7 protein-coding genes are annotated in these 12,592 nt (G+C 42.7%); 3 read left to right on the top strand and 4 right to left on the bottom strand.

The annotated features are described in order from the left end of the window. Positions 1-2: 2 nt before the first annotated feature. The 3 genes from E3K36_05735 (at position 3) to E3K36_05725 (ending at position 3,796) form a co-directional block, all read left to right on the top strand. The gene (locus E3K36_05735) at positions 3-1,316 is read left to right on the top strand and encodes a TldD/PmbA family protein (protein ID MCF6154746.1); all 1,314 of its coding nucleotides are present in this window, start codon (positions 3-5) and stop codon (positions 1,314-1,316) included. Beyond that, positions 1,306-2,202 (top strand): decaprenyl-phosphate phosphoribosyltransferase, encoded by an 897-nt coding sequence (locus E3K36_05730; protein MCF6154745.1) that lies wholly within the window; start codon positions 1,306-1,308, stop codon positions 2,200-2,202. Before E3K36_05735 ends, E3K36_05730 begins: the two co-directional genes overlap by 11 nt. 148 nt (positions 2,203-2,350) lie before the next feature. Further along, positions 2,351-3,796 (top strand): radical SAM protein, encoded by a 1,446-nt coding sequence (locus tag E3K36_05725; GenBank protein MCF6154744.1) that lies wholly within the window; start codon positions 2,351-2,353, stop codon positions 3,794-3,796. A gap of 23 nt (positions 3,797-3,819) precedes the next feature. On the opposite strand, the gene cooS is transcribed toward E3K36_05725, so the two are convergent. The 4 genes from cooS to E3K36_05705 all read right to left on the bottom strand — a co-directional run bounded on the left by cooS (position 3,820) and on the right by E3K36_05705 (position 12,011). Further along, complete coding sequence (cooS, locus tag E3K36_05720) at positions 3,820-5,796, bottom strand: anaerobic carbon-monoxide dehydrogenase catalytic subunit (protein ID MCF6154743.1); 1,977 nt, start codon at positions 5,794-5,796, stop codon at positions 3,820-3,822. An 857-nt stretch (positions 5,797-6,653) separates the two neighbouring features. Next, positions 6,654-7,433, bottom strand: a complete 780-nt coding sequence (locus tag E3K36_05715; GenBank protein MCF6154742.1) for an NERD domain-containing protein — start codon at positions 7,431-7,433, stop codon at positions 6,654-6,656. Next, positions 7,412-8,959 (bottom strand): RNA-directed DNA polymerase, encoded by a 1,548-nt coding sequence (locus tag E3K36_05710; protein MCF6154741.1) that lies wholly within the window; start codon positions 8,957-8,959, stop codon positions 7,412-7,414. Before E3K36_05710 ends, E3K36_05715 begins: the two co-directional genes overlap by 22 nt. 190 nt (positions 8,960-9,149) lie before the next feature. Continuing rightward, positions 9,150-12,011, bottom strand: a complete 2,862-nt coding sequence (locus E3K36_05705) for a U32 family peptidase (GenBank protein MCF6154740.1) — start codon at positions 12,009-12,011, stop codon at positions 9,150-9,152. Between the last annotated feature and the right edge of the window lie 581 nt (positions 12,012-12,592).

The raw sequence follows: 12,592 nt of genomic DNA, 5'->3' as shown, positions 1-12,592 counted from the left end.
ACATGAATAAATTTGAAGAAAAAGTCTTGGAACTAGCTTTAAAACAGACTCCCTCCGTAGAGGTTCTTTACGACGAAGGTGAGTTACGGTCGGTGAGTTTTGAAAATAATAAATTAAAATATGTAAATACAAAATCTATCCGTGGAATTGGACTCCGTGTAATTAAAGAGGGGAGAATTGGGTTCTCCAGTACCACCGATTTCAGGAAACCTGAGAAACTGGTTGCCAATGCCATAGAGAGCGCAAAATTTGGCCAGACTGCCGTCTTCGAATTTCCTTCCCGGAATAATTTTCCAAAGATAGCTGTCTTTGACCAACATGTTGTAAGCTATCCTATTCACAAGTGTGTAGACATTGGGAAAGAGGCTATAGAGAAGGCATTGTCGGTAAATTCCAGCTATGAATGTAGTGTCAGTATTGGAAAAGGACACGGGATGCGAAGACTTATCAATTCAAAAGGACTGGATATTTCCATTGCTTCCACATCATTTGGCATGGGTATCGAGATACTGGATGTGAAAGGGCAAAGTTTGCTCTGGATTGGGGAAGGGGAAAGTTCTAAAGGTCTTGCTACTGACCTCAATAAACACGTTGATAAGGCTCTGATCGGATTAAAACTAGCACAAAAGGAAGTGAAATTAAAAACGGGCGCTTATCCTGTGGTGGTTACAGCAAAGGCTATGGGGAACTTGCTTGCAACCTTCGAAACAGGCTGCAACGGAAAGTTAGTACAAAAAGGCGCCTCACCTCTTACCAACAGATTGGGTGAAAAGATTATCGATGAGCGGGTCAGCATGTATGATGATGCAACGATTGATATGGCCGATTCCAGCTATCCGTGGGATGGGGAAGGTATACCATCGCAGCGTACACCATTATTCGAAAGAGGTGTTTTAAAAAATTATCTCTTTGACTTGCAAACGGCTGGAATAATGAAAGCAAAGTCCACCGGAAACGGCGGTAGAAGTTTTTCTTCACAGCCGTCGCCTGGCAATTCAAATGTTACTGTTGAACCTGGTAACATGTCATTCGGGGCGATGATAAAAGACGTTAAATACGGTGTGCTGGTGGATCAGGTGCTTGGAGGCGGCCAGAGCAATATCCTTGCGGGTGAATTTTCCGTTAATATCGACCTCGGATATCTTATTGAGAATGGGGAAATTGTAGGCAGGGTTAAAGATTGTATGATAGCGGGAAATGTCTTTGAGGTATTTAATAACATTGTAGCGATTGGCGATAAGGCTGAATGGCACGGTTCAACAAAAGTACCTCCCTTTTACTTTAGGGCAATGAATATTGCTGGAAATGCTGAGTAATTTTCTAAGGGCGCCGAAATATGTTCTTTTATCCATGCGGCCTGAGCAGTGGATAAAGAACTTATTCGTTTTTACCGCTTTGCTTTTTTCAAAAAATTTGCTCAATCTTTCAAAAAGCATTGAAGCCCTTGCCGGATTTGTAATTTTTTGTCTGATTACAGGCAGTATATACCTGATTAATGACCTTGTTGATCTGGAAAAAGACAAACTGCACCCTGTTAAATCTCAAAGACCCCTTGCATCTGGAAAGCTAAAAACGAATACCGCGGTTGTGATAATTTTCCTTCTCTGTTGTATCGGATTCTTTTTTGCATTTTACATGGACCTTTTTTTTGGGATTATTGCCCTTGCCTATTTTTTACTCAATATCAGTTACAGTCTTTACCTGAAAAATATCGTAATTATTGATGTTGTTACTATTGCGGCAGGCTTTGTGTTAAGGGTATTAGGTGGGGCGGTCATTATCTCTGTGACCGCATCACAGTGGCTGATCCTCTGTACCATCCTTTTGGCACTTTTCCTTGGTTTTAGTAAGAGAAGACATGAACTCGTCCTGCTGGAAGATGCAGCTGCAAATCACAGAAATGTTCTGAAGCATTATAGCCCTTACTTCCTGGACCAAATGATATCGGTCGTTACAGCCTCTACCGTAATCTGCTACGCCTTATATGCCATGTCAAGAGATACGGTTGAAAAACTTGGTACGTCAAAGCTTCTTTACACGATTCCGTTTGTGCTCTATGGTATTTTTAGATATCTGTATTTGGTACATCAAAAAGAAGAAGGAGGCAGTCCTACAGAGATTATGTTTACCGACAAGCCCATGATTATCAACGTAAGCTTATGGGTCATCACATCAATCATATTTATTTACATCGTGCATTAGCCTGGATTTTCACCACAAGTTTCAAAGACGAAAAGTAATTGACAATAGTAGGCAGTAGGCAACTGCCTGCTTACATGCAGAACCTTACGGATATTTTATATTTTGTGTGTTTGCACTGAGTGTTTGGGCAGTTACATTGAAATACATTATGCAATTAGAAAAGGCGCTCTTGTTTAATCCTCCTGTAGGTCTTTATCAGCGGGGTGAGGATCGGTGTCAGGCCGAGGTTGACGGAGGTAGTGCTACGTCACTGCGTCCACCCAATGATCTTGGGTATATCGCCTCCATGTTAAGGCAGATAGGGGTTACACCTGTTATTGCAGATTATCCCGCCGAAAAAAAACAATGGAGTCACTTTGAAGAGGATTTAAAAAGGATCCAGCCGGACTTTTTGGTAATGAGCATTACCACCCCTACCATCAAAGATGATATGCAGGCATTCACTATTGCCAAGTCAATGAACCCGGAGATCTTTACAATTGCAAAAGGAGCCCACTTTTCTACGTGTAACAAAGAAGATCTTAAAGAAACAGTTTACCATGTCATGGATGTTGCCATCGCCGGCGAGGCCGAAACGATTGTAAACAATCTCATTCTTGCTAAAAGAAACGGATCAGATTTGTCAAAGATCAGGGGGGTTTTATTGAGAAATCATCTGAACCAGATCGTCCGGACTGATCCGGAACCATTCTGGACAGATCTTGATAAAATACCATTTCCCGCAAGAGACTTAATGAAAAATCGTCTTTACGCCCGTCCCGATACGGGTGAACCGCAGGCAACGATCCAGACCTCCCGAGGATGTCCTTCACAATGCATTTTTTGCCTGTCACCCCTTATTTCCGGCATGAAATTACGGGAACGATCAGTAGGAAATATTATTGCAGAACTTGAAGAGTGTGTGAATAAATACAGTATCCGAAACTTTTTTTTCCGTGCCGATACCTTTACTATGAATAAAAAAGCGGTTATTGAATTGTGCAAGGAGATTATTAACCGGAGACTTGACATCGCATGGGTGGCTAACAGCCGCGTCAATACTATCGATGAAGAACGTCTGGTGTGGATGAAAAAGGCGGGGTGCTGGCTGGTGGCATTTGGGATTGAGTCAGGGAATGATGAAATCCAAAAAAAGATCAAAAAAGGGACTACCCGGGCACAGGCACGCGAGGCGGTGAAACTGTGCAGAAAACTGGGGATAAAAACCTATGGTTTTTATTTAATTGGGTTCCCCTGGGAAACAAAAGAGATGATTATGGATACCCTGCAGCTTGCAAAAGAGTTGAGATGTGATTTTTCGGAAATCCATATTGCGATCCCCTATGAGGGGACAGGATTTTATAAGATTGCCCAGGATTTTGGGATATTAACGGAAACAGCCGTGGGGCACAATTATTTCTCCAATCCCGCCATAGGTACCTTGCATGTATCAAAAGACGAACTTATTCGAATGCGTGCAAAAGCTTTACGGTCATTGTATCTTAGCCCGCGTTATATCGGCCGCACCATTATTCACATCAAAAGCTTCCGGGAACTAAAAAACTATGCCAGGTATGGGTTCCGCTTACTTATTCATAATTGCCTTAAAGGTTAAACTACTGTCGTTTCACTTTTTTGTCAAATTCCGAGATCTCTCCTCTTTTTCTGTATATGGTGAATCATTGCCTTTGCTGATTCTTCCGGATCAATCTCGACGATCAAAGTGCTGCCGGTAATGTCTTCCAGCCCTCTGGTGAGCATATTGACCACATGCGGGGAACCACCGAGCTTCGGCGTGACACCGATATGTGTCGTTATACCGAGGGCAATTACTCCCATGTAGATAGCGGTTGCCTTTTCAACCACATGTTCTGCGGCACTTGCCACCAGGGGCAGTTTATCTATGGAGGTGTCCAGATAATCGGCAATTGCGGAGGCCAGTACAGCACAACGCGAATTATCCACACATGAACCGAAATGAAGAATCGGGGGCATTTTACCGTTTAGTCCGGCAGCCTTTCCGAGGGTATTAAGGACACCCCGCAACGAGTTTCCTACAAGACCTTTTGCCTCGCCGGTCAGCAAACCGTGCCTAGCACACGCCGTGGCGGCACATCCGGTGGCAAGAACGAGGACATTATTTTTGAGGAGTTCCTTCGCAATAGTAACAAAGCTCATATCGGTCTGGATTTTTGGAGACAGACAACCCGCAAGCACGGCAACGCCCTGAATTGAACCATTGACAATCAAATCAACAAGCGGTTTTAGAGGCTTTTCGGGATTTAATTTTTCCAGTACACCCATGAGGGCTTCGGCTGAAAATCCACTCAAGAGGTCGTGTCCTTTTGATTTTGGCAGGAATGCCCGTTCCGATTTGCGTGCTTTAAATGCGGCAATAGCCTCTTCAACGATTTGTATGGCTGCTTTATCGGCATTGTCAGGTGTGAATTCAATGTAGATGTCGTTGTCCATCCTCAATTCAGGCATAGTAGTAATCAATCGCGTGTGAAGCCCTTTGGTTATGGTTGAAAGGGAAGGGTATACGCACTGAACGTCTACGCACACGGCGTCGACCAATCCGGTCCCCACAACAAGTTCCTGCATGATTGTGCTGCCTGCCATAGGAATTCCATGCCGTACCAGTATTTCATTTCCTGTACAGCAGATGCCCACGACATTAATTCCCCCTGCACCTGCCTCCCGTGCCTTACCTTCAAGTTTGTGTGCACAGGCAACTACCATTTCGGAAAGAACAGGGACGTGGCCGTGAACAAGGATATTTACTTTTTCCCTATCCAGGACGTCCATTCCAATTTTGCTTTCCTTTGGTGTGGGAACGCCGAATAAAATATCCTGTAATTGGGTAGAAATGTAGAGGGACATCATATCAATCACACCAAATTTTAAGCAAGACATCAGGAGATGGTAGGTACTGCTCATCATGCCCTGTACGGTACTATGGACCCCCTGTACGATGGTCTCAGCAGCGCCCTTTTGTGGTATGAGATCTGCCTTTACAAGTCTATCGATCTTCTTTGGCGCAAGGGCTAGTGCAAAATTCATTGGTCCTTCGCCTGGCCCGATGAGGTCTTCTATGGCCTTTCGCCCAACCTCCTTCGCGATCTCTAGGCTTTGTTTTCCCTGTATGTTAATTCCCAATCCCTTTGCAACCGTCCGGAGCTTTTCCTCGTCCTTTATGGGATAGTTTACGGAACCCTCCGCTGCCTTCACGAATGTCTTTGCCGTGTGTATCGCGTGACCGAGATGCGCACTGGTGCCGCTTACTACGGTCTGCAGGAGCATCCCTGCGACCATACCATCGGCCGTTTTGCCACAGGAGCTTCGTTTTGTATCGGGGGCGGCAAATTTCATGTGGAGGGGGATCTCTTCGCCGTCCAACCGGCAGGGTCCCAGATGACAGTTGCGGCAGCAGAGTCCGTGGCTTCCAAAGGAACACCTATCCTTCAACCCAAAAAGACCCGCATCATATGCGGCCTGCACGTCCCAAACGGTTTCGATACCCTTTTGACGCAGAAAGCTAACAGTCTCTTCAATCTGCTTATCTGCAAATCCCTTTTTCCGTAATTCCTTTTCCTTCTTCAACCACTTTTGCATATTCTTTTACCTTATTAAAATTGAGTTAAATTGATTTTTTATACAATCCTTTGTATCAGGAAAAATAAACTTTGCGAATATACAAAAAATGGGTTATTTCGTCAAGAAGGACGTAATGCGTGACGAATACAATGAAATTTAATGTTTAGGAAATTCAAAGTTGCAGTTGTAGCGCGAACTTCAGTATGCCTGATTCAATGATAAGGAATTTCAACGCTGTGGTTGTAGAGCGACGAGCCTCGTCGCTCTAGTGAGAAAGTTGCTGAAGACCTAATTAAATTGTATAGGAATTTTCATTTTATTCATGCAAATTTGCGGTAGGGTTGGTTAAGCCTGTCCTGAGTTTACGAAGGACGGAGCGAACCCACCCCTCAATCCCCTCCTGAAGGGACTCAGGGGTGGGTATTCTGAAGGTAGATTCGGCGTAAAAACCAACGCACTCAAGGCTGGTTCAATCTTGCAGATTGAACCATATATTTTGAAGGGTAACTTTAATGAGTAAACTCGTGCTGTGAGATAGAATTCTACCAAATGTTTCGGTTCAATCGAGGACAATTGAACCGGCGAAGAAGACCCTTTCCTTCTGTTGCGAGGGTTGTGCAGAATACATTTAAAAAGGACGCGGGAAAATGCTTAAGAGATGAGGAACAATGGAAAGAAAAATGATGAACAACCTAAAAATGTATTTGGACGCTGATTTACGCAGATTTGCACTGATTTTTTAAAGAGTCAGCTTTGGGTTTTACGGTTAGGCTTCAGCGGCGGCACCGAAGTATCACAGGACTCGGTTTCTACGCCAATTTCCTTGCCTAAACACGTGGCCGCACCATCCGCCTGCATGTCTTGGTTAGCATCTTCTATCCTTTCTTGATGTACTTGCAGTTTGGAAAACCGGAACAACCTAGAAACTCGTCTCCTGCTTGTGGTCCTCGCTTTGCTATTCGCTTGACGAGTGGACTGCCACACTTTGGACACGTTGTATTACTCGAATACCTCTCTTTGAGATTAGAGACATGCTCTTTTGTTGACAGTGAAGCATCGTGGAGCCTTGACAGTTGCTGTTCAAGCTGGGTCAGCTCAACATCCGAAAAGACCACACGATCAAATTGCTTGATGTAATCAGAGAGTCCCGACGTCATGACATTGGGGGGCAGATTAGTTTTTAGCTCCGCATCACCAATGAAGAACACAACCGAATGAACCTTACTGGGGTCAACCTTTAGCTGTTCGGCTAATGTCTTAGTGTGCCTATAGTTTTGATGCAATGGATTTTGGAATGTATGCTTTGTCCCATACAAGACTTGACTCCAGGACTTTTGATTTTCACTACCAAAGATCCACCCGTTGTAATTCTTTGACTCAATCACGAATATTCCAAACCGAGACAGAAGGACATGATCAATCTGTGTCGTTCCATTTCGGGTGCTCACGATGAGATTGTGAAAGCGCCTGTAGGTCTTGGCATCGAGTTTCAGCCACATGCCGAACTGCGTAGCTTTCTCTCCCAACCATCCTTTGAAACTACTGAACACCTGTATTCTTCTTCCTGCTTTGTTGAGGCTAACGGTTAAATCAGCGGCACGACTTTTTGCATCCGCTGAATTTATTTGTTCGGCTACGCTTTTGATTTTGTCCACTTCTTTATAAGTTCTATATATTCGTTTCCTTTAGGTAACTTATTGATAAAGAATCTTCTTTCTTCCTCGGGAAGCGATTTTGCAGCGACAAGGTAAGCTGTCGAAGTCCAACTTTCAAAACCTAAAAATGATTCTTTCAGTTCCCGAAGCCAATCACTGTTATGAGCGCATCGTGCTGCAAGAATAACTTCACGTTTGATAAATGAAGATCCATTGGCATAACGTTCTAATAAATTTGGGAAATGATTATAGGCGGCATTACGGGTAAATAAAGATAAAATACAAATCTGGAAATATTCGTTTGTCCTGATTATTTCATTATCCAGCGCAAGGACTAATTCTTTGCCTACCGATGGAATTTCATTATTTTGATTTTGAGATGCGGCAAGGAGATAGTGACATACATCAGATAGGGCGGGTGTTAATAATTCTAAATGATTCAAACAGTAATGAACAGCACCCGGATGCCCAATTTGTGTTAGTCTACGCATGAACCAACGGAACCTGATGAAATCTATAGGTCGGGTATCAAGATACTCTTGAAGTATCGATTCAATAATTTCAGTACGAAATTGGGCAAGATCCTCCTTTGACACTTCGCTTAATAAAACAATTTGATAGGGGTTGCCCTTCGAGTATTTCCTTATGATTCCAAGCAGTTGTTTTTCTAAATCATTTATTGGGCGATCCTCTATTCTTTCTGAACATAATTTTTGAATTTCTTTTTGGGTAAGCAATAACGTCTTTGATTTATTTAAAATAAGCCTTTGTTGTTTATCCAGAATGTCGGTTATCTGATATAATCGTTTACGACAATTTAACTCGCCATTATCAAATACGACGATGTCATCAACAAAACGGACGTAATCAATACCATGACTTTTTAAGCTATTATCAAATGGAATTAAACTGGCTTCCGCAAGAAGATGTGCTGCATGAGGGCCTACAGGAATACCGCGAGATACATTAGCTGTTAATGATTCAAGTAGATTCATAATCCACTTGATTGCGGGATTTGGGAATCCAGATTCTACAAGCTGATTTTCGATAGTATGGTGATATATTTGGTTATAAAAATCGGAAATATCCAGAACAAGCGCATGCGAATAGTTTTTACTCTTTTCGTAGCATTGTTTCCAGAAAGGAGTCCAATCATAATCTCTGCTATATAACCAAAATCCTGGTTGCGGGTCATACCGATATGAAAATACGATTTTTTCATCTACACTATGGCGCCTATTTTCTAAGCCTGCCCCATACTGATGCATGATTGCAGTAAGTATTACAGAATCGAAGATATTTAGTTGTGTTGCTCGCCTGAACGAAAACTCATCTTTTGGTACCATGAATCTTCTCGCAGGGTTTGGCGCAAACTGTGAAACCTCTCGTGAGGTCAATAGAGCTTTAAGTTCATCTATTTGAGCCGATAAAGGCTCAAGCTCAGCTGGTTTTGGAAATAAATCTGAATCACCAAGAGTTGATAAGTGGGACAATGCCCACTCTATTGAATTATTATCTAATGGCATTTTCTTTTTTTCGGCCGAATGAATTATCCGTACTAATAGCCGTCTTATTAACGACTATTAGTACATATAATACCTTTCCTGTGACGTATTATGCGCCCATTTGGGCATATAGTAAAGTTTGTATATTATTTTCCGATATATTTAAGTAACTGGCAAAACAATGTCAATAAGAAAAGAATTTACAAATATGCTATAACAACCCCCTCTCGAAATTTCCTATCATTGAATTTTTAATCTTGCTCTTCTTTTGAAAATTCAGGAATATGTCCTCTATCATCTCCGGCTTATAATCCCGGTAACACAGATCAATCCTGAAATCCCTCTGTCCGGCATCGAGGAGTTTTGGAATAAGATGGGTAATGGAGAATGGTCGTTCGCCAATAACGACCGTCTTACACCGCTCATTTATAGCTGTAAACCGGTCACCATGTTCATTTTCTACCATTACCTGCCTGAAACCGCATTGGCTTATTCTAGGGCATGTTCTTTTCATATTGGCCCATACGCAGGTTTCTGATGTAAAGAGCGGCGTATCGTGATAGACGATCACGTCTGCGTTAGCAGAAAATAGCGTCTGCAGATTCTCTTTGTCGTCCTCAGGGGACAAGGTATATCGGGTAAACCCCAATTCCCTCAATTTCATTGCAGAAAGCGGATTCAGGCAATACAGGGAATAGTCAGCATACAATTGCACGTCTTCTCCCCCAAATAAGTCTAAAGCACCTAGATTAGAAAGCTGGAATTGTCGGTAACCCTGTGCAATCAACGCCTGCACGGCCTTTTTAAAATACCCATAAGTCCCGAAAGTATTTCCCATGTCACGCATAATGACCGGTAATGAGAAAACAACCTTGTCTCTAAATTTTGACAAGGTATTTATGACGTTATTTTCTCTCATTGAGTTGGTAGTGATCTCATCCGAGGATAGACTTTTCACCCCCTCTTTATCTCCCCCTTCGTTAGGGGGAGAGGGGAGGGGATTCGTTTCAGTCTTTTTTGTTGGCACAAGAACCGTGAGGAGTTCGTTTGATAATACAATATAGATTTTATAAATCTTTTCTAAGGAAATATGGTTCAAATAATGTAATTTATCTACCTTCAGGGAAAGCCGAATTCTATCATGAAAAATATCGTCCCCAAAACCCCCATTCCCATCTATTGTATTACCTGGAGAAAACCTCTTTTCCTGGAATGTTTCTTTACACCCCCCTGTGTCCCCCCTTGCGAAATGGGGAAAGAGAGGGGGCATTGGGTTGCGACTATGGTGCGCTATAGTATTATCGATACATTTTTTCTTTGCCCATTGCTTTATCTCTTGAGACCTCCGTTCCCTCTCCTTTTGCCATACTTCCCAAAGGTTTTGGAAATAATCTCTCCGGATATCGTTTAATACACTTAATGGGACAAATAATTTTTCAGAAATATCTGCATGAATGCTCGCCAGCTCAAATAGTGTCTCACCCAGACGAGAAAAGACGTCCCTTATCTGTTCTTCCCCAATTACCCGGTTCATTCCCTTCTCAAGTTTCACATGATAATCTTTGGTAAGCGAAATTTGCTTTACCGTTCCCCCTATGGATACCCCATCGGTTCTTATTTTGACTTCCAAATCCACCGGTACCTTACAGGGAATAAGTTTTTTAGGAATTTTTGAGGCAAACGCCTCATTGACCTTTTGGGAAGAAATTATAGAGAGCTTTGCGCCTGGCGTAAATTTTTGTCCAGAATCGATAGCGGCAATTTCGCCTGCCCTGACACCAAATACCCTTTTCCCATTTACCTTAATGTTCTTAACATGCAGCAAGGTGGGTTTTCCCCGAAAATTTTCAAACACCTGTAATAAATCCCTCACACCAATATTGGCATCTGCTCTTATCACTATGGAGCCCTTTTCCGACCTTATTACCTCTCCGGCATAAGAACCAATGTTTGCAGGATAAGATGGATTGATCATATCCGCAGGCTTGACCTGATTGTGATTTGGCAATTGCTCAATATCCAACGGACTCTCTGGGGATTTTATAACCACCCTTCCTTCCCCTCCTTGCGAAGGAGGGGATAAAGGGGAGGTAAAATTAATAACTTTTCGTGTCCCTCCTCCGTAAGGAGTGGTGCCTTTCACTCGATGTTGAGCAGATTTGGTATTTGTACTTTTTTTAATTCGCTGATTACTATCCTGAAATAAGTATGCATGTGTTGTCTCACGGCTGAATACGGTCTTTATCCTGCTGATGGCCTCGTTTCTATCTTGCAGCTTGCCGTCAATTGCCTGGCGATACGTATTTGTCACCACCGCCACGTATTCCGGTGATTTCATACGCCCTTCGATCTTGAATGAATGGACACCTGCCGTCATTAAATCGTTTATCCGGGAAAGGGTGAGGAGGTCTTTCATAGAAAAAAGATACCCTCCTTCGCCCGATGGAGATTTATAACACATCCTGCATGGCTGCGCGCATCTCCCTCGGTTTCCGCTACGACCACCTATCATACTGCTAAAAAAGCAGAGCCCTGAGTAGGAATAACACAATGCCCCGTGGACAAAGACTTCTGTCTCTATTGAGGTATTTCGGGAAATATGTCTTATTTCATCAACCGATAGTTCCCTGGCCAGAACGACCCGTTTAAATCCCGTCTTTTCCAGTTGTCTAACCCCGGCAAGGTTGTGAATGGTCATCTGTGTGCTGGCGTGGAGATTGAATTGGGAGAATTGGGATCGTATCAAATAGAGAAGACCCATATCCTGGAGGATCAGGGCATCGGGTTGTAGTTCTTCCAGTGCAACAAGAAGATCAATCACCCTTTCCAGTTCGTGTGTTTTGATCAATGTATTCAAGGCGATATAAACCTTAACAGACCTCTTATGGGCATAAGCGATGACCTTGCTGGCACCCTCAAGGGTAAAGTTTTGTGCTCCTGCACGGGCGCTGAAATTTTCTAAACCAAAATAAACGGCATCAGCCCCATTTTCAACAGCAGCAAAAAAACACTCCCTATTACCGGCTGGAGAGAGTAGTTCTGGTTTTTTACATTGGGAATAAAGGGTAGACATGAATATACTACAAGTTAAATTTTAGCAATTGTGGGAAAAATTGTGATTTGCGATTTTAGACTTACGGTTTACGATTTCAATCTCAAATCAGAAATCGTAAATCTAAAATTTTTTAGTTCTGGCTTGTTAGAATTAGGAATTGTGACTGTTTCCCTCATTTACGAAACGTATCCTTATTTAACGCTTCATACATGGCGATCTGTTCTTCCACGCTTAACTGCCTGGCCTTATGCTTACTGCACAGACACATGGCACAGCGTTCGTCGCTACAAAACTGGCAGCTAAAACAGTCCTCACAGGGATATTTTTTGTCCTGGCATTTACCCATTTTTATTATGGCAACAAAATAAGTTTATATACCTCTCGCCTTAGTCCTCCCAACAAGGACAGAGGAAACTGCACAATTGCAATCCTCCCTTGATGAGCAATGTTATTGAATTAAGATAGTGTATCACCCTTTCAGGGCTAACCAATTTATTATTCATTGCGGGAGGCTTCACCCCCCGCTATATACAGAAAGCCCTTCGGGTATGAAAATTGACATTTTCATTGTATATATCACAGTTACAATTTTTCAAAAA

Origin of the sequence: Candidatus Brocadia sp., assembly GCA_021646415.1 — a bacterium.
Lineage (GTDB): Bacteria > Planctomycetota > Brocadiia > Brocadiales > Brocadiaceae > Brocadia.
Note: the sequence above shows the minus strand (reverse complement) of the source record. Positions and strands in the feature narration are given on the sequence as shown.

Coding starts and splice junctions, on each gene's coding strand:
- E3K36_05735 (MCF6154746.1), top strand. CDS start 3: ATGAATAAATTTGAAGAAAAAGTCTTGGAACTAGCTTTAAAACAGACT.
- E3K36_05730 (MCF6154745.1), top strand. CDS start 1,306: ATGCTGAGTAATTTTCTAAGGGCGCCGAAATATGTTCTTTTATCCATG.
- E3K36_05725 (MCF6154744.1), top strand. CDS start 2,351: ATGCAATTAGAAAAGGCGCTCTTGTTTAATCCTCCTGTAGGTCTTTAT.
- cooS (MCF6154743.1), bottom strand. CDS start 5,796: ATGCAAAAGTGGTTGAAGAAGGAAAAGGAATTACGGAAAAAGGGATTT.
- E3K36_05710 (MCF6154741.1), bottom strand. CDS start 8,959: ATGCCATTAGATAATAATTCAATAGAGTGGGCATTGTCCCACTTATCA.
- E3K36_05705 (MCF6154740.1), bottom strand. CDS start 12,011: ATGTCTACCCTTTATTCCCAATGTAAAAAACCAGAACTACTCTCTCCA.